The 20,614-nt window shown below is 58.8% G+C and carries 16 protein-coding genes and 4 tRNA genes; 7 read left to right on the forward strand and 13 right to left on the reverse strand.

Features of this window, described 5'->3' with window-relative positions:
* Positions 1 to 96: 96 nt before the first annotated feature.
* From Q1Q75_RS00905 to sfsA, 3 genes are all read right to left on the reverse strand, one after another.
* Positions 97 to 885 carry an FAD-dependent oxidoreductase gene (locus Q1Q75_RS00905; RefSeq protein WP_300667110.1) on the reverse strand — a complete coding sequence of 263 codons (789 nt, stop codon included), beginning with the start codon at positions 883 to 885 and terminating at the stop codon, positions 97 to 99.
* Entirely contained in the window at positions 803 to 2,101 is a 1,299-nt protein-coding gene (locus Q1Q75_RS00910; RefSeq protein WP_300667112.1) for an NADH:flavin oxidoreductase, read from the reverse strand. Before Q1Q75_RS00910 ends, Q1Q75_RS00905 begins: the two co-directional genes overlap by 83 nt.
* A gap of 311 nt (positions 2,102 to 2,412) precedes the next feature.
* On the reverse strand, positions 2,413 to 3,156 hold the full coding sequence (sfsA, locus tag Q1Q75_RS00915; protein WP_300667114.1) for a DNA/RNA nuclease SfsA: 744 nt from the start codon (positions 3,154 to 3,156) through the stop codon (positions 2,413 to 2,415).
* A 217-nt stretch (positions 3,157 to 3,373) separates the two neighbouring features.
* Here sfsA and Q1Q75_RS00920 point away from each other — a divergent pair, with 217 nt between their 5' ends.
* The 3 genes from Q1Q75_RS00920 (at position 3,374) to Q1Q75_RS00930 (ending at position 7,598) form a co-directional block, all read left to right on the forward strand.
* Entirely contained in the window at positions 3,374 to 3,904 is a 531-nt protein-coding gene (locus tag Q1Q75_RS00920; RefSeq protein ID WP_300667116.1) for a gamma carbonic anhydrase family protein, read from the forward strand.
* A gap of 3 nt (positions 3,905 to 3,907) precedes the next feature.
* Entirely contained in the window at positions 3,908 to 6,151 is a 2,244-nt protein-coding gene (locus Q1Q75_RS00925; protein ID WP_300667118.1) for a PAS domain S-box protein, read from the forward strand.
* Positions 6,152 to 6,299: 148 nt separating this feature from the next.
* Complete coding sequence (locus tag Q1Q75_RS00930; RefSeq protein ID WP_300667120.1) at positions 6,300 to 7,598, forward strand: M18 family aminopeptidase; 1,299 nt, start codon at positions 6,300 to 6,302, stop codon at positions 7,596 to 7,598.
* Positions 7,599 to 7,977: 379 nt separating this feature from the next.
* Here the strand turns inward: Q1Q75_RS00930 and Q1Q75_RS00935 are convergent.
* From Q1Q75_RS00935 to Q1Q75_RS00945, 3 genes are all read right to left on the reverse strand, one after another.
* A tRNA-Glu gene (locus tag Q1Q75_RS00935) sits at positions 7,978 to 8,055 on the reverse strand.
* Between the two features lie 28 nt (positions 8,056 to 8,083).
* Positions 8,084 to 8,160, reverse strand: a tRNA-Asp gene (locus tag Q1Q75_RS00940).
* A gap of 21 nt (positions 8,161 to 8,181) precedes the next feature.
* A tRNA-Phe gene (locus Q1Q75_RS00945) sits at positions 8,182 to 8,257 on the reverse strand.
* A 493-nt stretch (positions 8,258 to 8,750) separates the two neighbouring features.
* Between Q1Q75_RS00945 and Q1Q75_RS00950 the strand changes: the two genes are divergently transcribed.
* A tRNA-Gly gene (locus Q1Q75_RS00950) sits at positions 8,751 to 8,825 on the forward strand.
* Positions 8,826 to 9,052: 227 nt separating this feature from the next.
* A complete protein-coding gene (locus Q1Q75_RS00955; RefSeq protein WP_300667122.1) occupies positions 9,053 to 9,409 on the forward strand; it encodes a cupin domain-containing protein in 357 nt (118 codons plus the stop codon).
* Here the strand turns inward: Q1Q75_RS00955 and Q1Q75_RS00960 are convergent.
* The 3 genes from Q1Q75_RS00960 to Q1Q75_RS00970 all read right to left on the reverse strand — a co-directional run bounded on the left by Q1Q75_RS00960 (position 9,406) and on the right by Q1Q75_RS00970 (position 14,396).
* Entirely contained in the window at positions 9,406 to 10,050 is a 645-nt protein-coding gene (locus tag Q1Q75_RS00960) for a lactate utilization protein (RefSeq protein ID WP_300667124.1), read from the reverse strand. The two genes, Q1Q75_RS00955 and Q1Q75_RS00960, sit on opposite strands and share 4 nt — an antisense overlap.
* A 36-nt stretch (positions 10,051 to 10,086) precedes the next feature.
* Positions 10,087 to 10,764, reverse strand: a complete 678-nt coding sequence (trmH, locus tag Q1Q75_RS00965; RefSeq protein ID WP_300667126.1) for a tRNA (guanosine(18)-2'-O)-methyltransferase TrmH — start codon at positions 10,762 to 10,764, stop codon at positions 10,087 to 10,089.
* A gap of 131 nt (positions 10,765 to 10,895) precedes the next feature.
* Entirely contained in the window at positions 10,896 to 14,396 is a 3,501-nt protein-coding gene (locus Q1Q75_RS00970; protein ID WP_300667128.1) for a hypothetical protein, read from the reverse strand.
* A gap of 321 nt (positions 14,397 to 14,717) precedes the next feature.
* Between Q1Q75_RS00970 and Q1Q75_RS00975 the strand changes: the two genes are divergently transcribed.
* Positions 14,718 to 15,137 (forward strand): hypothetical protein, encoded by a 420-nt coding sequence (locus tag Q1Q75_RS00975; RefSeq protein ID WP_300667130.1) that lies wholly within the window; start codon positions 14,718 to 14,720, stop codon positions 15,135 to 15,137.
* A 171-nt stretch (positions 15,138 to 15,308) separates the two neighbouring features.
* Here the strand turns inward: Q1Q75_RS00975 and yhbY are convergent, their stop codons facing one another.
* Positions 15,309 to 15,728, reverse strand: coding sequence for a ribosome assembly RNA-binding protein YhbY (gene yhbY, locus Q1Q75_RS00980; RefSeq protein ID WP_366945128.1), 420 nt, complete (start codon positions 15,726 to 15,728; stop codon positions 15,309 to 15,311).
* A 405-nt stretch (positions 15,729 to 16,133) separates the two neighbouring features.
* Between yhbY and Q1Q75_RS00985 the strand changes: the two genes are divergently transcribed.
* A complete protein-coding gene (locus Q1Q75_RS00985) occupies positions 16,134 to 16,751 on the forward strand; it encodes a TetR/AcrR family transcriptional regulator (protein ID WP_300667132.1) in 618 nt (205 codons plus the stop codon).
* 74 nt (positions 16,752 to 16,825) lie between these two features.
* On the opposite strand, the gene pabB is transcribed toward Q1Q75_RS00985, so the two are convergent.
* The 3 genes from pabB to Q1Q75_RS01000 all read right to left on the reverse strand — a co-directional run bounded on the left by pabB (position 16,826) and on the right by Q1Q75_RS01000 (position 20,555).
* Positions 16,826 to 19,063 (reverse strand): aminodeoxychorismate synthase component I, encoded by a 2,238-nt coding sequence (gene pabB, locus Q1Q75_RS00990; protein WP_300667134.1) that lies wholly within the window; start codon positions 19,061 to 19,063, stop codon positions 16,826 to 16,828.
* 52 nt (positions 19,064 to 19,115) lie between these two features.
* On the reverse strand, positions 19,116 to 19,733 hold the full coding sequence (locus Q1Q75_RS00995) for an aminodeoxychorismate/anthranilate synthase component II (RefSeq protein WP_300667136.1): 618 nt from the start codon (positions 19,731 to 19,733) through the stop codon (positions 19,116 to 19,118).
* 135 nt (positions 19,734 to 19,868) lie between these two features.
* On the reverse strand, positions 19,869 to 20,555 hold the full coding sequence (locus Q1Q75_RS01000; protein WP_300667138.1) for an FHA domain-containing protein: 687 nt from the start codon (positions 20,553 to 20,555) through the stop codon (positions 19,869 to 19,871).
* Positions 20,556 to 20,614 lie beyond the last annotated feature (59 nt).

Genomic DNA, 20,614 nt, shown 5'->3' on the forward strand with positions numbered 1-20,614 from the left:
CCGTGGCGACCCTTGAACACGCCCGAGACATAGGGAAAGGACGCCCACACCGGGGCGGATTCAATCCACCCGGAAAACTGTGGCGCCCAACCCTAGTTATTCCACCGCACGCCCCGCGGCAAAGCCCTGATGAACGGCGTCGAAGGCCAGGGCGATCCCTTTGGCATCCCCCACGACGGAGACGGAAGCACCCTTCCTCTCCAGCCATTCGGAAAAGGGATCCACGGGAAGGGCCCCGGCGGCGAGAACCACGGTATCGGCGCTCAGCGTGTCCATCTCTTCCCCACACTGCACTGTCACCCCCTCACGGGTTATCTCAAGGGCGCGGGTACCGGTCCGCACGACCACACCACTCCTGGCTATCTCCTGACGCATCCCCCACTTGGTGGTCTTCCCGATCTCCTGCCCCACCGTGTCCATCCTCTCAATAAGCACCACCTCTTTAGACCCCTTAGAGGCCAAGCGCCTCAAGGTCTCCGGTGACTCTGCCCTGTTGAGGAGAAGAAACGTCACGGCCTCAGGGGAAAGGGTTCCCTTTTCAGCGAGAAAAAGAGCCGTCTCCACCCCCACGGCTCCCCCACCGATAATCACCACTTTTTTTCCGGCCTGGACCTTCTCAGCGAGGACATCCCAGGCCTGGACAACATGCTTTGCGTCCACGCCCCGGATGGGAGGCGTGAGGGGCAGGGCACCGGTGGCGACAATGACATGGTCTGGGTTTTCGGCGTTGAGGAGGGCCTCGTCCACACAGGTGTTCAACGCCAGGCGGACATCAGTCATCTCCAGCAGGTGGGTAAGATCTTTAACCAGCTCGAGAAACTCCTGGCGGCCTGGGGGGGGCCGCGGCGAGATGAAGCTGCCCGCCCAGGCGCATCGCCTTTTCATAAAGCGTCACCTGATGTCCCTTCTCATGGGCCGCCAGCGCCGCCGTCATCCCGGCGGCTCCCCCGCCTATGATCATCACTTTTTTCGGGGCAGGGCTTTTCACAAGGCGGGTCTCCTCTTCATGACCCGCCCGGGGGTTGCAGAGGCACTCCACATGCTTAAGCTGAAACAAGTGATCAAAGCAACCCTGAGCACAGGCGATGCAATGCACAATCTCCCGTTCCCGACCGGTGCGAGCCTTTTCAGGAAGAAAGGGATCGGCGATGAGGCTTCGGCCCATGGCCACCATGTCACACCAGCCTTCTCCGATGAGCTCACGGGCGATGGCCGGGTCATTGATGCGATGGCTGGCGATGACGGGCACCGAGACCCTCTCCTTGACGTTTCTGGCAAGATAGCCGTACACACCTCTGGGCACATTCGGGGTCAGCTGAGGCGTCCGGGCCTCATGCCAGCCCCCCTTGATGCAGAGGGCATCCACCCCCGCCGACACCAGCCGTTGCGCATAGGTCTCCAGCTCCTCCCGGGGCATGCCCCCTTCCATAAAGTCGTGGTTATCCATGCGCACGAGCAGGGGGTAATCGGCCCCCACCCGCTGCCGAATAGCCCCCATAATCTCAAGCCCCAGGCGCATACGGTTCTCCAGGGGTCCTCCGTAGGCGTCGTCCCGCGTGTTGGTTAAAGGGGAGAGAAACTCGCTGATCAGGTACCCGGTACCGGAGAGCACCTCCACCGCGCTGAAGCCTGCTTTTTTAACCCGCGCTGCGGCATCGGCAAAAGACGCCACCACGGAGCGGATACCCTCAAGGGTCAACGCCTCCGGCACTTCCCCGGTCAAGCTGGAGGCAATGGCCGAGGGAGCCACCGGAGCCCGACCATCCAGAAACACCGAGTGACAGTAACGACCCGCATGATTCAACTGAACGGCAGAGTGGGCGCCATTTTCATGGATCGCAGCGGCCAGCCGAGTGAGCCCGGGGAGATGGGCATCCAGATGGGCCCCGATGTACTGAGAGTTTCCAGAACACTCGTCCACGGTGGCGTTGCCCACCACGATCATCCCGGCGCCCCCCTTTGCGCGCTCGGCATAAAAAGCGACAAGGCGGTCATTCACCAGAAATTCTTCGCACATGCCCAGGTGCATGGCGGGCAGATAAATTCGGTTTTTAAGCGTCAGCCGGTTGATACGAATCGGTTCAAACAACGGATCTTTCATGACGTCCCCTTTTCTGCCCCCTGCGGTCTCACGACGTAAAGCGGGGTCTCATTGTGTCATCACTCAAAAGGACGCTGCGGGACCATAGACAGGAAGAATCCGGCGCGCCATATAATTCGTACACCAACTATAAAAATAGACAGGTCCCCAGGGGGATCGCCTCGTTTCCCCTTAAAAGCAAGAGAAAAGACTTATTATTCACCAACAGTTCCCATAGACCGACGCCCTCGAGAGCATCATCCCCAATGAATACTACGTGTACAAAGTATTTTGTTTTCAAGGGGCCTGTCAAGCAAAAACGACGGCCCCACCTATAGATCCACAGGCAGGGGGCGTTCTAAAATCACATGGGTTTCCGTCACACGCGCACACCACGCCTCTATCTCCACACCCTCTGCCGCCACTTCCCTCAAGGCCTTTCCGTAGGCGGGGTCGATATCGTCGGCCGGGGTAAACCGGGCGGCATCGGGACGCTGAATAAAAAAGAAGATCACCGCACGCTCTCCCTTTGCCTTCATCCTGGCCAGGGCCCGAAGGTGTTTCAGCCCCCTTTCCGTCACCGCATCGGGAAAAGCCGCCACGCCATTGCGAACCAGGGTGCAGTTTTTGACCTCCACGTTGCAGGAAGGGTGCCCCTCTTTGTAAAGGACCATGTCAAGACGTGTCCCCTTCTCGACGGTCACCTCCCGACGAAGGGAATCATAGCCATCAAGGGCCGGGACGCCCCCGGCCTCAATGGCTGTCGCCACCAGAAAGTTGGGGAGCAGGGTGTTGATACCCACAAGGCATTCCCGGGTTTCCACCAGTTCCCAGGAGTAGGCGTGCTTGCGTTTGGGGTTGTCGTGATGACTCAACCAGACCCGGGAGCCGGGTTCCGAGCACCCCTTCATGGAACCGGTGTTGTTGCAATGGGCGGTAATCAGGGCACCGTCCTCCATGCGAACATCCACCAGAAAGCGCTTGTACCGTTTGATAAGAACCCCGGGGTAAAGTTCCGGAAGCGCCACGGAAACCATGACTTTCTTTCCTGATTCACCACGCACAGACCGATCCATAATCCTCCAATACTGTTGTAAAACAAGGCAAAATGCATTATGACTGATGCCTTAATGAATGGACCGCCATCGCATGACTACCTGAGTCCCATGCCCTCGGCCGACAGAAGATTTCACCGCTTCGGTTCACCCTCTCATCACCCTGAGCCGACGTCAACATCCGAGATCCCGGCCCGTAGCCCGTTGTTCCGGACCTTTGCCTCGCAAGGAGATCCTCGTGCCCCTTTACAGCCTGAAAGACCTGCACCCCGCCTGCCACCCCTCGGTGATCCACCTGCCCGGCTCCGTCGTGGTAGGAAACGTCACCCTCGCCGAGGAGGTCTCCGTCTGGTTCAATGCCGTCATCCGAGGCGACGCCGACGCCATCACCATTGGCGCCCGCACCAATATCCAGGATCTGTCCATGCTCCACGCAGACCCAGGCCAGCCTCTGACCATCGGGGAAGAGGTAACGGTGGGCCACCGTGCCATTCTCCATGGCTGCACCATCGAAGATTGCTGCCTGATCGGCATGGGAGCGGTGGTGATGAATGGGGCATGCGTGGGGCGAGGGTCCATCATTGCCGCAGGGGCGGTCGTCCTTGAAAACACCCTCATTCCCCCTTACTCTCTGGTCGCCGGGATGCCGGGTGCCGTGAAAAAAACAGTCTCCCAGGACATCCTGGAGGTGATCCGCGCCTCGGCGGATATCTATGTGGAAAAGTCCCAGCACTACGGGCAACCCCACCTTTTCAAACCCATGGAGTAAGGCATGAAGCTCCTTTCCTCCGTCCTGACCAGAGTTCAGCGCCACTGGGCAGCGATTCCCGCCGCCATGCGGCAGGATTTCAACGCCCATGTGCGCCTCACCAACGCCCGTCGGCTCACCCTCATGTATATGACCTTTTTGGTGGTGACACCGATCCTCTCTCTCTTTCGTGTCATCATGGCTCGAGGGGTCGAGCCCCCGCTGTACCACGCCCTGTTCCTGACCATGGCCGGAGGGATTATCGCCTCCGCCCTCACCCTCCTGCTCATTCATCGACACATAGACGCGAAAAAAAAGGCCTGTCACTCTCCCCTCGTGCTGGGGGTGACGATTCTGAGCCTGGGCGGTGCCCTGGCGGTGGTTGCCGGTCTCGAATACGCCTCCGTCGGCACCCTCACCCGATTTTACCTCACTATTTTCGGTCTCTGCACCACCCTGATTCTCCCCCCCGGCCCCTTGCTCCTCTCCTTTACCTGGACAGCCTCCTGCCTGATGGCCACGATCTGGGTCACCCAAGGGACCCCGGTCCTCTTTCTCTTCAAGAACATGCACCTGGTGGGCCTGTTTCTGATGGGCGGCGTCATTTCCCGAACCCTGTCCACAACCTTTATCCGGGACTACCTTCTCTTTCAGGAGGTCAAACACTCCAACCGGGAACTGAGGCGGGAGATCCATGCGCGGGAAAAAATCATGCGACGCCTGGCCCGCTCGGAGCGAGAATTTAAAAACACCTTCAAGTACGCCCCGGATGCCTACATCCTCACCGACCCGGCCGGCAAAATCAGCCGCATCAACCGAGCCGCGCTGGAACTCATCGGAAAGACGCAAAAAAAAACCGTAGACAAACGGCCCCAGGAGATGAAGTTTCTTCAGGGCAACAACCTGTTTCAAGTAGAGCGGATGCTGCGTGAAACCCTCATCTGTGGACGCTCCGGCCCCTGCGAACTGGAAAAAATTATCCTGACCGAGAACCTCACCATGCACCTGGAGCTCCACGCCTCCATGCTCCACCTCGAAGACCGGGAGATGGTCCTCACCATTGCCCGGGATATTTCCCAGCGCAAGGAGGGAGAGGCGCTCTTAAAAGAGTCTCAAAAACGACTGGAGGAACGGGTTAAGGAACGGACAGAAGAGCTGGAGCACATCAACATCCGCCTCCAGGGGGAAATCACCGAACGCATCGCCACCGAGGCGGCCCTGGCCAAAGCCGAAACCCACTATCGGCTCCTGGTGGAGAACATGAATGAGGGGCTGGCCATTTTCAATGCCGAAGGCCACTTCACCTATACCAACGACTGTCTCTGCGCCATGACAGGATACAGCCGGGCAACCCTCATGGGCAAAAAAAGCACCTTTGTGGTGGCCCCGGAAGATCATCCCCCCATCGGGGACAAGGGGCGATATGAAGATCGCGGCTCCTACGAAGCCCGGCTCGCCACGGCCTCAGGAAAGAATCTTCATATTCAGATCTCACCGGAGCCCCTGGTCGATGATCAGGGCAACGATCGGGGAAGCTTCGTGGTGATCACCAACATCACCGAACTCAAGGCCGCGGAGAAACAAATCCGGTCCCTCTCCCAGGAACTTATCAAAGCCCAGGAGAACGAACGCCAACGCATTGCCAGGGACCTCCACGACAACGTGGCCCAGAACCTCGCTACCCTTAAAATTGGCTGGGACACCCTCCTTGATACCCTCCCCGAATCCGCCCCCGCACTCCAGGTTAAAACACGGGCCCTCTCCCGACTGCTGCGCGGATCCATCGAGAGCATCCGGGGCCTGGCCTACAACCTGCAGCCCCCGGAGCTGGAACAGTTGGGCCTCATTACCGCCATCCGGCGCTATTGCGAAGAGCAGGCCACCCACTCCAACCTCCCCATCGACCTCTTTACCGCCGGCGTGAAGGAGCTGCACCTCTCCTTTGATATTCAGATCAACCTCTACCGCCTGGTCCAGGAGGCCCTCGCCAATGTTCGGAAACACGCAGACGCCACCCGGGTGGTTATTCGCCTCACGGCCTCCCACCCCTGCCTGATTTTAAAAGTGGAAGACAACGGCAAAGGGTTCCATGTCAAAAAACGACTGGCCGAAGCGGTCCATGAAAAACGCATGGGCGTTCGCAGCATGGAGGAACGCGTCAGCCTCCTTCATGGTACCATGAAGCTCACCTCCTCTCTGGGCACAGGGACACGCCTGCGCATCGAGGTCCCGGCTGCGCGCGAATTGTCCAGCGTCCCCTTGGCCTGAGAGGCTCAGCGGTGGTACAATTTAAAAAACCGTCACTCTTCAGCCAAAAAAAACCTCCGGCGGCAAGGTGTGCCCCCTTAAAAGCGGGTTGCCTGTGTATCAAACGTGTCAAAAAATCATGCACGCGCCACGGACTGAAAGGACCCCCATGAACAAACGCCCGTTTAACGAAGGACTTCTCCATTTTCTCGGCACCTCTCCCACGCCCTTCCATGCCGTGGCCTCCCTGGTCCACCTCCTGGAAGCCGAAGGGTTTCAACGCCTCCACGAAAAAGATCGGTGGACGCTCCAACCGGAGAGCCGTTATGTGGTCACCCGAAACGACTCATCCCTTATCGCCTTTACCACGGGTCGCCGCCCTTTTTGCGAAACCGGCCTGGCCATGGGCGGCGCCCACACGGACAGCCCCTGCCTGAAAGTCAAACCGGTGGCTGAGATGGAAAACGGCGGGGGGGCCAGGCTGGGTGTGGAGGTCTACGGAAGCCCTCTGCTGACCACCTGGTTTGATCGGGACCTTTCCCTGGCAGGAAGGATAACCACCCTTGACAACAGCGGAAATCGACCCGGCGTCAGACACACCCTCATCGACATGAAACGCCCCGTGGCCATCATCCCCAACCTCGCCATCCACCTGGACCGCGAGGCCAATAAGAACCGCCAGGTAAACCCCCAGACAGAGCTGCCACCCCTGATAGCCATGCCCGGAGGCCTCTCAGGCACTCTGGAGACCCTGCTTCGAAAAGAACTGACGAACCAAGAGATTGAGGTGGCCCCGGAGGCCGTCCTGGAGTTTGAGCTCTCCTTTTACGATACCCAGCTCCCCGCCCTCACCGGTTACAACCAGGAGTTCATCACCGGAGCCCGCATCGACAACCTGCTCTCCTGCTTCGCCCTGGCCCGGGCCCTTGCCAGGTCGACCGGGGAATCGCCCGCTTTAATGGTCTTAAATGATCATGAAGAGGTCGGAAGCCAGACCCCTTCAGGGGCGAGCGGGAACTTTCTGGTGCAGGTCCTTGAACGGCTGATTCCAGACCCGGAAGAACGGGCCATGGCATCGTCCCGATCCCTTATGATCTCTTCCGACAACGCCCACGCGCTCCACCCGGCACATCCCGGGAAATACGACCCCGCCCACAGCCCCCGGCTCAACCAGGGTCCGGCGATCAAGTACAACGCCAACCAGCGCTACGCCACTTCAAGCACCACCGCGGCGTATTTCAAAGAGATCTGCAGACGAAACGAGGTGCCTGTCCAGGCCTTTGCCATGCGAAACGACATGCCCTGCGGCAGCACCATCGGCCCCATCACCGCCGCCATCACAGGAATTCCCACCCTTGATGTGGGCGTCCCCATGCTGGCCATGCACTCCATACGGGAAACCGCCGGTTGTGAGGATGCTTTTTACCTCTATCGCGCCATGACCGATTTTTTCCAGAGCATGGCGTAAAGACCCCGGAGGACATCACGCAGCCATGCCTTGGTGGTATAAAGGAGAGAAATATTTCGATAAATGAAAGGGAGGTTTTTTTCGAAGAGAGAGATTCCGAAGAATTCACAGGAGGACCCACGTACAGACAAAACAGTGCCACACGTTCGGGCGTTAAAACCCTGACGTGCTTTGATTCAGGAGAGAGTTATGGCATTTGGAAGACGCGGGTCCGGCCTGTGAAACCGGGTATGCCATGCAAAAAGCATGAACATACTATATAGAATACAACGGCCATCATGGCACCGCCCAAATGGGGCTGATACCGGCACATCATATGTGTGAAATGAGGTTTTTTTATGATTTTTAAACAAAAAAAAACCGAAAAAGAAGAGAAATGTGGCGTCCCCAAGGGGATTTGAACCCCTGTCGCCGGCGTGAAAGGCCGGTGTCCTGGACCAGGCTAGACGATGGGGACGCAATATTTCTTTTCTTTTTCAGGTTTATGGCGGGAGTGACGAGACTCGAACTCGCGACCTCCAGCGTGACAGGCTGGCGTTCTAACCAACTGAACTACACCCCCGCAACCCGAAAGGTTGTCAAGTGGTGCCCAGGGGCGGAATCGAACCACCGACACGGGGATTTTCAGTCCCCTGCTCTACCGACTGAGCTACCTGGGCTCACCGAACGAGAGAAGGTTTAAAGAAATTTGCCGGTGGTGTCAACCAAAAGCTCAGCTTTTTTTCCAAAAAAATGAGCCTGTAAACAAATGCCACGTGATTGCGATCGGTTATCCATCAGACACCTTCATCCGCCCAGGGTCTCCCCCTGCCCCAGGAGCCTCTTCCCGCCACTTGGTACCCCAGGGAAAAAGTCCCCTTCTGCCACCCCACCCCAGCCGCCCTTTAATAACAAGGATGCCCCCACCCTTTGGAACCGCTTTAACGGCCCCTCAGGTCGCCTTAAGGCGACCCACCCATTCCGGCTCTGCCCTCCCGGCACCCCCGCCCACAAAAAGAGATGCCGCCGCCTGAACGCAAACCACAGACACGGCACCTGAAACCAAGGGCCCTGGCAGATCCCCTCCTGCCCCAAAAAACAATCACGGCAACTTTTTTTCATTTTGGGGTTGACTCAACGGAAGAGATGGCGGTATAAACTCTCCCGTGCTGAGCGGGAATAACTCAGTGGTAGAGTGCAACCTTGCCAAGGTTGACGTCGCGAGTTCAAATCTCGTTTCCCGCTCCAACAAGACGATATAGCCCCCGAGTCCTCAGGATTCGGGGGCTTTTTTGTTGGCTGCCCGTCACCTGACCCCCCTTTCGACCTCTATATCCCACGGATGACGCCCGTTCCCACCCGCTTTCAAAATGTGCTATAAGGAAACCGGTGATCATGAAAGGCGCCAGAGACGCCTCCGACCCCACAGAATCCGACACCGCAGAAGCACCCCTTTAAGAGGAGAGGAGAAACCCATGAAGACCCAGGTATTCAAAGCCCACGAGAAAGAGGGCCAAACCTTTGATGGTGGCCCTGCATCCGGCGTCACCGGACGCATCCTCATCGGCCGGGAGACAGGCGCAGAGAACTTTTGTATGCGCCTGTTCGAGATGGCCCCTGAAGGCCACACCCCGAGCCACACCCACGACTGGGAACATGAAATCTTCTTTCACGAAGGCCAGGGCGAACTCCTGGCCAACGGCGTCTGGGAACCCGTTGAAAAAGGGTCCGTCGCCTTCGTCCCCGGCGGCGCCCCCCACCAGATCCGAAACACCGGCACCACCCCCTTAACCTTCGTCTGCCTCGTTCCCAGGGGAGCCCCTGAGCTTTAATACCCCAGCGATTCTCCCACGACCAAAACGGTCACCTCGGTGAGCATGGGTTTGCGGTGAAGAATGGTGGTGATATTGCAAATTCGCATGGGCGCGTTGCAGTCAGAGCAGACACCGGTGATGGCGCAAGGGGTGTCCACGCCCAGGCTTTTGGCGCGCAAGGGGCCGGCCACCTCCCGGATACGACGCAGGGCGGCGTGAAGGTCCGAGGCGACTTTGTTGTAGCCGGCCACCACCACCACGCGGGACGGACCGAAGCCCATGGCGCTGGTGCGGTTCCCGATGCCATCCATGTTGACGATCTCTCCGGTCTCACTCAGGGCGTTGGCGCTGGTAAAAAAAAGGTCGCAGCCCTGCTGGCCCTTTCGAATGGCCAGGGTCTCGTCGTAGGTGAGGCCGGGGCGATGATGGTCAAAGAGCTCTTTGCCCATCTCCTCGGCCAGGGTGTGAAGGCCCAGGGAGCGAACGGTATCAGACCCGCCAAAGCCCACGGTGGTGGCTTCCTCCAAAAAGGGCCTCACCCGCTCCGCCACCTCCTCTGCGGTCTCCAGATAATGGGCATCAAAACGGTGTTTGGACAGACGGTCCACGCAGCGTTGGGCCCGCTGCGCAAGAAGCCATGTTTTTTCATCTCCGGTCATCTGTGTCTCCTTTCGTTAAAAGTCTCGGATGCAGAGTCAGGGAAGCTTCCCTGCCCCTTTTTGCTCCTCGAGGACCAGGAAGCCCTCGTCATTGATGGGGGGATAGGGTTTCCCCTGTTTTTGATAATACGGCACCAGCCGGGGATACCCCCACTCGAACAAAAGGGCCTGATAGGTCGCATCGTCCATGGAGCGCTCGTCGTACATCCCTTTTTCCAGGCGCTGTCTCTGGGCTTCGTAGAGGATCAGGGCGGTCGCCACGGAGACGTTAAGAGACTGAACCATCCCCAGCATCGGCACGATCATAGACCCATCGGCCTTGGCGACCGCCTCCTCGGTGATCCCGTCGAGCTCCGCGCCCACCACGATGGCCGTGGGCAGCGTAAAGTCCACCGCGCGAAAATCTACGGCCCCTTCGTCAAAGTGGGCACAGAGGATACGAAGCCCCTGGCTCCTCAGGTGGGCATAGGCCTCGTCCACGCTGCCGTGACGCTTGACCCCCACCCATTTCTTGCTCCCGCTGGCCGTATGCGACCTTAAAACCACCTCCTGCTTCGCGCTGATGGCATGGGTCTCAAAGACCCCCACCGCATCGCAGCTTCGGGCCACCGCCGCCAGGTTATGCGGCTTATGCACATTCTCCATCACCACGGTCAGATCCATCTGCCGGCTCTTGAGGATGGCCTTCAATTTTTCAAAACGTTCAGGTGTCATACACGTCATTCCATTTCTCTAATATTCTGCCGCACGAAGCCATGGCTGAGTGGCCGGTGTCTATTTTCTTCCAAACCATGCCACATCCTCAAGAATAATTCACGACGATTTGGCGCCTGCAGAAGGGGGCTTCACAAGGGAGGCCTGTCGGGTCTCTGATACGCCGGAGGGAGACTTTTAAACAGCTTGATCTTCCCGGAGCCCCCGGCCTGGGCATGGGCCAGATCGGCCACGGGGAGCCCCACCGACTGAACGGAAAACAGATTGGCTCCCTCCTGGCGATAAAGGGTCCGCCTCCAGGGTTCGTAATACGGAGAGACCGCGAGGCTGCCGCCGTAAAACCCGGTGTTGCAGATGACCACGTTGCAGTAGAGGGTCTTGGAGAGGGCGTCGGCCAAATGGTAAAAGGAGTCAATGTCCCGGTTGTAAGCCAGAACAAAGAGATGGTGAATCTGCCCCCGATAGATGGCGTAACGTTCCACATCCATAAAATCGTAGCAGATGCAGACCCCGATCCGGCCGTACCCCCCGGCATCGATGATCCAGACCGCAGGATCCGGCACAAAGGTGTTCCCACTCCTTACAATCCCGCTCTCCTCGGGCGGGGCCATGAAACTCTTGCCAAACCAGAAGGTGCTGCATCGTCCGGACTCACGGGGATTTAGCCAATGCCGCGGGACGGTCACCACGGCCCGATTGCGAACTCGCTTGGTCTCGGGGTTCACCAGGTAGTCCACCCCGGTGACCACCGCCACCCCGCTTCGAATGGAGAGGCGCTTGAGGCTCTCCAGCCGATGCACCGGCAGGGCCAGCTCCGGCATGACGATAAACGAAGGGATGGGGCCTGCCTGGGTGAGAATTCGAAACCCCTCCCGAATCTGGTGCCAGGCACGGTCGCCCTCGGCCCGACTCATGCGGGGCGTCTCCTTCCAGGCGGCCCGGGCGTCGGTGGTGGTCTGAATAAACCCGACCCGCAGCAGGGGTCGATAGGCCCCCTGCTGGAGGTCCCTGGCGGCGGTGGCGTGGTGGACCATGGAGACGGGAATCAGCTGTCTCAGGTGCCGGGTCCGTCCACCGGATTGATGACGTTCCAGGGTCTGCATCGCCGCCTCCACCTGACGGTGAAAGACGGCAAGATCACCGCAGACAGGAGGATCAAGCAGGGTGTCATCCCCGTCCACATCGCCTCCCTGCCGCCGAATAATCAGGGTTTCCAATTGGCGCGGCTCCAGGACCCCCAGAAGAAGCCGCCGGGTGTCAGACGAGATAGACAGGGACTCAATCAGGCCGTGGATGGGCACATCCGTCAGGTGGCCAAAGGGATGCGCGAGGTACCCGGGAAGGTCGAAACAGCGCCGGAGGGTTCCCAGCAGAATCAAGGCCAGACTGCGTGTGGCGGCCCACACCAGCTGCCGCTCACCCAAGGCCTCTACCGGGGGAATCACCCCGCCCCCTGCCCCCTCCGGGGAAAGACGCGGGAGTGCCTCGGTGACCTGTCGGCGCCAGGATTCCCAGGAAGAGACGTGACCCCCATCTCCCCCCCAGCACCTGGGAATAAAAACCTCCTCGGGCTGGAGACACCGCGCCCCGTCTTTCATCAGGTGATGGCAGGCCTGACGGGCGACAAACAAGGCGGTCCACTCCGAGGCCCTGGGATCAAAGAGCTCTGCCGAATCCGGCGTCAAAGCCGTCACCCACTCATTTAAAGGCGTCTCATCCGGCCTCGGCCCGCTTCCGGCCGCCGCAACCCGCTGGGGCCTCCGCGTGTCGAGACGCTGCTGTTCCATATAAAAACGAAACGCCGAGACGCCCTTCGGGTCCATGTCTCGGGGCAGCGCCTCCAGTCCCCTCAAGGAAAACCCTCTCTCATCAAAAATCTCCCGGGCGGCCCCTAAGGCCTCACCGAGCGCCCTCAGTGCGGACGCCACCAGGGGAGACCCCTCCACCCTCAGCGCCAGCCCCTCACGAGCCAAGGCTTCCAGGAAGACGCGCGCCCCCTCCCTCTCGCCGTCAAGTCGCCGGACATCGAGGCATATCCGCATGCAGGTGCCCGCCTCCCGTGCCATCCGCCCCAGAAGAAGGGCCGCAAGGTAAGGCCCATCCTCTCTGTCAAGGGGGAGGCGATCCAGGAGCGGGGCCAGGGTGCTGAAGCCGCTGCGGCGCATGTGGCCGAGGGCTCGACTCCAGAGCGCAGGAACCTCGGGATAGCGCTCCGCCGCCTCCAGAAGCACCAGAAGGCTGCGCTGTCTCTGACGCACCGAAATCATGCGCTGCTGGTAGAGACGGCTGGTCACCTCGTCATCGGTGCTGCCGTCGGCGCTCCGTTCCAGGGAACAGACCACCGAATGATCCGGTTCCGAGGCATCGGCCGCCCTGCGCGAGAGAAGGGCCGAAGCGAAATCGATACGCAATCGCTCCGAAATCCCCGTGCCGGCAAACGGGTCCAGAAGCAGAGACTCCAAGCGTGCGATGTGGTCCCGTTTGCCCCGACGATCCAAAAGGGTGTAGTCGGCGCTGTGGATGGAGGCCATGGCCTCCACGGGGCGTGTCACCTCAGGAAGAGGGTTGATGGCATCCAACCGCACCCCGTGATCCGAAGCCGTCCCCGAGGGCCACATCCCTTTAGGCAAGAGGGTGGCCCGGTGAATGCCCCCGAGACCCTTTGCCTGCAACAGGGCCTCATAGGTATCGATCCAGCCGGACAGACGCTCTGGGTCGCGTGCGATGATCACGTGCTCCGTGTCATGTCGAAAGTGAGCCACGGCTCCGGTCATGCCCTCGGCGTCAAAGGCCGCCATCACCGCACGATCCACCGGGAGCATGGCCACATTCAAGAGAAAGCCCGACACGGACAGCTCCGCCGGCAGAGGATTCGGCCCCTCTCCCTGGCCCTCCCAGGTAAAATCGAGCATATCACCCAAAGCACCCACCGCCTCCGTGCCGATGGAGGAGGAGACCGATTGAACCCCCCGACGGGCCGCGGCCGCGCCATCCACCCCGGTGGTATCCAGGGTGAAGCTGGCCCAGTAAAGCTGTCGAACCGGGCCACCACCCTTCGGGCCGGAGAGATACGGTGTGGATTCGGGCAGAAGAATCCGCCCCTCATCCCCCCTGAAAAAGCCGGGAATCCCCAGCTCACTCTGCAAACCGGTCATGGCTCGGGTCGCCTGAAGAATATGACGCCGATAGGCGGGCCAGACCCGGGTGGGATGGCGGTAGAGACGGGCAGAGGTCCTGCGGTGCCACCCCTGACGATACCGGGCCATGCCACCGCTGCGATCAATCCACTCCGACCGGTGAAGCCGGCTGCCATAGCTCCACAAGGGCATGACGGCCTCCACGGCGGACCCCAGGGCCTGGACCAGGGCGATCCAGAGAACCTGATCGGACAAATCCAGGCAAAACCCCACCTCTTTCGGCGTCCGAACCGGCACCAGGGGACGGGGTGAAAAATCACCGGCGGTGAGGCGTCCCTTCAACTCCGCAACCAGGGCCGGGGCGTCTACTGCCCGCCTCACCATGGCCCCAATATCCACCCACTCCCCATGCCACATCTCATGGCGAACGAACGTTTGAAACGCCCAGTAGAGATTTTCCGTATACCCGGCTCTCTCAAGAAACCTCTGATCCATACCCCCCCCCTTTTTCAAGACTCCAGACAGGATGGTCCTTAACTTCCGACTGGTTATCCCTATACACCCAAAATCCCGAGACCTCAACGGGCCAATGGGTTCCCCCTGTGAGGTAAACCGAAACACCGAAAGGGACTCACGAGGTCAACACCCTTGTTTTACAGAGCATAACAGCCTTGTCATCTCAACGAAAATCATGCCTCATCTTGACACCACGGCAACCCATCTCTTATACTCCCCCTTTGCAATCAGAGAACTCACCGACCGCCCTGCCTGCCCGTCCTAAGGCGTCGGCCACTTACCTTATAAAGGAGCCACACCATGACCCATCCCACCATTTTAAATGCCGTTAACGCCTTCACCGAGAGTTGGACCGAGACGGAAACACGCATGAAGGAAGCCTTTCTAAACCTCAAAGACTACCTCGAAACAAAAGAGGGGGTCACCCTGGATTTCAACAGTCGCCCCGGCGTCAGCTACTCCCTCAGGGCCTGCCACGCCGCCCAGACGGAGAGGGATCTCTTTGTCATGATGGACGTCATCGACGACGACCCGGCCGAACGCTGGCTCTCTGTCTGCTTTTACGGAGACATGATCACCGACCCCGAGGAAGAAGGCGACCTGATCCCCGAAGGCCTGAAAGGAAGTGACGGCTACTGCTTTGATATGGATGATTATGACGAAGAGAAGGTGGCCTACCTGAAAGCCCGTTTTGATGAGGCCTGCACAAACGCCTCCTGAAGAAGACCGGCACCCACGCCACCCGAGCCCCTGCCCGGGGGGAGAAAAAAAACAGGCGAGGAGCACTCGCGTGCCACCTCGCCTGGTTTTTTGTATACATAAAAGCTTCAAAAAAACACGATCACATGAACTTGGAACACCGCTCCACTCTCACGTCATACCGCGCTATTTTCACGCAAGATCCTGGCGTGTCTTGGGAACGGTAATCTGCCGTTTCTTTGAATCTTTCTGGGGACGATAAAAAATGGCCACGTGGCCGATGATACCCGCCAGACAGCTGTCCGTCCGGCTCTCAAGCTCTTCCGAGAGGGTCTGCTTGGCCTCTTTTTCCTTAAAGTCTAAGAATTTCACCTTGATCAATTCATGGGTGTCAAGGGCCTCCTCCATGGAGAGAATCAAAGCGTCTGTCACCCCTTTTTGCCCCACAAAAACAACCGGCTTAAACCCGTGGGCCAACCCCCGTAAATATTTTCTCTGAAATCCCTGCAGCTCTTTCACGTCACTTCTCTCCCAGGCCTGCACTGCGGCCTCATCGCTTCGACGCCTTGACGGCACCGTCAAGCATGGTGGTATCGCTTCATTGTGTTTCACGGATGCCCCAAACGGGGCACTGCCGCAGACCATTCTGCGGCCCCTGTCTCGAAGGGTTGCCATCCATGGCGACCTTCCAAGACCTGCATCATACCTTCACGTCACGTCCAAGGCAAGTCCGTAGCCTTCCTGTCAATTCTCCTTGATAAGTCACATTTCGTCTGGTATACTGGTGTTAACTTTACGGTATCTCGTTTCCATACATGGAAACAGTTACAGCTAAGCTCGACCCTTCCACACTGCGATAACTATCACTAGAGGTTTAATCAAAGCCCCTTCCATACAGGCTGGTTCAATCCGTCACAATTCGGAGTCGTAACTTCCACATACAATCTTTGCGCGCGATGGACGGACCTCTTGTATGCGATCAATAGGCGCATAACGTAACAATCAGGATTCTTGGACATGATGGACAATAAATCAAAGTTTCTCAAGCTGAAAGAGGGTGAACGCGAGGCTCGAAGAGAGATTCTCATCGAAGCCACTCTGGAACTTTTCGGCAAGAAACCCTTCGATGAAATCGGCGTCAGAGACATTGCTGCCGCTGTCGGCGTATCTCCCGCATCGATGTACCGGTATTTCCCCAGTAGAGAAGATCTCTTTGTAGAGGCCTTCATCAAAGACCTCCGGGAAATGGAAAAATGGCTCGGCAATCTTTTGGATGCTAACGAGGAGCTCTCTCTGGAAGACTTTTCAGACTCGCTGATCCGATACCTGATTGACAGCGAGCCCACCTTTCAGATGATGAGCTACCTGATGATCAAGGGGTCCATGACCCCGGACCTGCTGCGCAAATACAACGGCGTTCAGCGGGCCATGCTCAACAAATTTGAGCAGGTGCTCAAGCGCAACGGCATCGAATGCTCAGACCGCATCCACGCCCACGCTTTCTACGCCTCTCTCAACGGCATTCTGATGACCTTCCGAAACTACCCTGGCCGTACCCGCGAGGAGATCGAAAAGCACATCAACCGCCTCTCATCCCTCCTGTGCAAAATGCTTCGCGCCAGCACCGAATCATAGCCCTACCCCCCCCCTTGCGGAACATCCGCCGAAAATGCAGCAGGCCGAAAGGCCTGCTTTTTTGTTTTTAAGCCCTACCGTCGAATCCCCAGCCTCGTATTCAGATCGGCGCAGAGACCCTCGGCCCCACCTTTCATCTCCATTCCATCCACCGACAGCACCGGGACGGCCCCCATGAGGGCGTTGGTGGCCATCACCCCGTCCATGGCGGACAGGTCCGTGACATCAAGCCGCTCCTGGACCCTTCGGTACCCCCAGGCGTCCAGAACCGACAGCACCTGGGCCTGCATCACCCCGGGAAGCACATGGGCCGACAAAGGCAGAATCGCCCGGTCTCCAGAGAGAGCGATGAGATTGGCCGTGGCCAGCTCCGAAACAGAGCCATCGGCATTCAGTAAAAGAGCGTCCTCGGCCTCCATGGCTCCGGCATAAGCCAAAGCCTTCAGGCTTAGCAGGTAATTAAGGCTCTTGTGATCGGCAAGGGGGGAGGTGCGGGGATAGGGAAAGGTGACCACGCTGAGCCCTTTTTTTCCGGAGACCGTCAGCCTATGGGTGTAAGGTCGCGCGGTCAGGACCAGGTGCCCTCCGAACCCGGCACCTCTCTCTTGCCCCTCTCCCACCATGATTTTGACCGCCGCGGTCTTCTCCTCCAGCCCATTGGCCTCAACAAGCTGAGAAATAATCGTCTCCCAGGTCAAATCGGGCAACGCCGCGCCGAAGAGCCCTCGCCAGCTTTTCTCAAGCCGCGCAAGATGCTGCGCAAGAAACGGCGCCTGGCCCCTCTCCACGCGCAGGGTCTCAAACACTCCGGCGCCATACTGCACAGCCCGGCTCATTACAGGGAGGCTCGCCTCGCCTGCCGCCGTCAGACGCCCATCCAGCCAGACCCACTCGTCTCCCTCCGTCGCCGGCCGACGCCCTGTAAACGCCTTCATCAAGGTCTCTCCCTTATGAAGGGTCTCCTCGTACTCCGCTTCGGGATCGGAGTCGTACACCACCCCCCCCCCAACGGAAAAGACCACCCGCCCCTGTGAAAGGGTGGCGGTGCGGATGGCAATGGAGAGATCCAGAGTGTCGTGAAAACTGAGATACCCGATGGAACCGGTATAGAGATGCCGCGCATCGCTCTCCATCTCATCAATGATCTCCATGGAGCGGATCTTCGGGCAGCCGGTGATGGAGCCCCCGGGAAAGGTGGCTCGAAGCAGATCGACCGCATCGACCCCGTCATCCAACTGTCCGTCCACCAGGGAGACCAGGTGAAACACATTTTTGTAGGCCTCGACCCGCTTGTGCTCACGGACCCTGACACTTCCTGCCTGACACACCTTGCCCATGTCGTTTCGCATAAGATCCACAATCATGGAGAGCTCTGCGTCGTCCTTGGGGCTTGAAGAGAGCTCCTGCCGGAGGGCGTCATCGTCTTCAGGCGTCTTTCCCCGGGGGCGGGTGCCCTTGATGGGACGCGCCTCCACGGCTCCCTGGTCCCTCTTGATGAACCGCTCCGGAGAGGTGGAGACGATTTGATGGGAACCGGCCTGGACATAGGCAAAGAACGGGGCCGGGTTGTCGGCAAAGAGCGCCAGAAAGAGAGCATACGGATCGCCGGTAAAGTGGCCCTCAAAGCGCTGGGACATGTTCACCTGATAGATGTCTCCGGAACCAATGTACCCCTTGATACGCTCAATGGCGGCCATGTACCCCGGCAAATCAAAGTTGGAGACAAAATCCCCTCCCCCGAAACGGCCGGGAGAGGGCAGGGGGCACGCAAGACGTGCCTGAAAGACCCGGGAGGCCTCATCGATCTCTGCCTCACTTCTCCCCGTCACCCAGAGCACCCTCTCCCCTAAGAGGCGATCCTCAACCACCAGAATCCTCGGAGCAGACAGCCAGAGATGGGGAAGCTGAAAACGATCCAGGGTCGTGCGGGGAAGCCGCTCCACGACATCCTTCAGGTCATAGGAGAAGTAGCCGAAAAGCCCAGATGCCACGGGTCCCCAGGCCTGGTCACCGGTCAAGGCAAACCGGGAGGTCAGCGCCCGCACCGTATCAAAGGGATCGGCGATGAAGGTCTCCTGCCGACCCTCCCCGGCAAGGGTCATGGACCCGCCGTAACCGGAGAGCGTGAGCCAGGGTCGGGTCGCCAGCATATTGTATCGAGCGGAATCCAGGGTTCCGCCGCTGAGCAGCACCACGGTCCCCTCATCCTTTGCAAAACGAGACGCAAAGCGCTCAAAGGGTTCCGTGAGTTCCAGCTCTGTTCGCTTGACTGTCAAGCCATCCGGCCATGAATTGAAAAGCCTGTCCAACACCTTGGGCCTCCATGTGTCGAGGGTTCCGTAACACACCGATGAGATCGATCTGTTACGCGTTTATCCGGTTCAACGGTCCGAGATTCAGGAAATTAGCCACCATGGTCCGGCCGTGATCCGTCATAAAACTCTCCGGGTGGAACTGCACCCCCCACAAGGGAAACTCCCGGTGGGCCAGCCCCATGATCACCCCGTCATCGGAGTGGGCCGTCACCTCAAGGGGCGCCCCCTCGGCCATCTCCACCATAAGCGAGTGATACCGGGCCACACGCACCGGCGAGGGGACCCCCTCAAACACCCCCTCACCCGTGTGAACAATAGGGCTCTGCTTCCCATGAACCGGCAGGGGAGCCCTGACGGTCTGGCCCCCGAAGGCCTCATTGATGGACTGCATGCCGAGGCACACCCCCAGGATCGGCACCCGTTTATAAAAGGCGCGGATCATGGAAATGGACACTCCGGCGTGCTCCGGGGCCTTGGGGCCGGGGCTGATGAGAATATAATCGGGGCCCAGAACCTCCGCCTGACGCAGGGAGATGGCATCACTTCGGAACACCTTGACAGAGAGACCGGCCATGCCCTTGAACATCTGGACCAGGTTGTAGGTAAAGGAGTCGTAGTTATCGATAACAAGCAGTGTGGCCACGTCCACCTCTTTTAGTAAAATCATACGGTTGCAATGTGCCCGACAAAAAAAACCACCCGGAAACGCATCCGAGTGGTTCACACCTTACCCCACCTCCCCCGTCCCTTGTCAACGGCCCCCGTTGGGCAAAACGAGAAACAAGGCCCTTCCGGCAACGCCTTACATGAAGAGGGATTCACGGAAAACAAATTGAAGACGGGTCGTCCCGATCTCGACGGTATCAAATTCTCGAAGCTTGACCGAGGTCCTCAGGGGCTCTCCATTAACGCGCGGCCGCTTAAATCCGCTGATATAATTGATTAAAAAACTCTTGGGCATCTTGCTGATGGTCATGGAAATTTTACCCACCCCGAATCCGGGCACCACAATATCACAGGCCGGGTCCTTGCCAATCTTGGTCACCTTTTTGGTCAGGGGTATATCGCCGCTGCCCCCCTTGAGAATCGAGAGATAGGCATTGAGTTCGGCACTGGACCCAGAGGGCTGTTGACGGCCGACATCCATCACCACGGTCTTGTCCAAGGGAGCCAACTCCCGTTCAGGCCGGGTTTCTCCTCTGGCGTAACCAAAAATCAACTGATGACGCCCGATCAGGATGCTGTCCCCATGCTTCAACTGACAGGTCGTAATCATCGTGCGGTTGATCACCGTGCCGTTGGTGCTCTTCAGGTCGGTAATAAAATACCCCCCTTCCAAGCCGTCAATTTTTGCATGCTTGCCCGACACCGCCGCATTATCAATCACCACGTCACTCTCTGGATGGCGTCCAATGGTCAGGCTTCCCCCCGGCTCCACTCTGTGTCGACTGATCACCCGATCTTTGAACTGCAGTTGAACTACCGGCATCGATTTATCCTTTTATGATGGCATCGCACACAATCATGACGACGCCTGTGCATCCACAG

This window comes from Desulfoluna sp., assembly GCF_030145185.1.
In the GTDB taxonomy this organism is placed as follows: Bacteria; Desulfobacterota; Desulfobacteria; order Desulfobacterales; family Desulfolunaceae; genus Desulfoluna.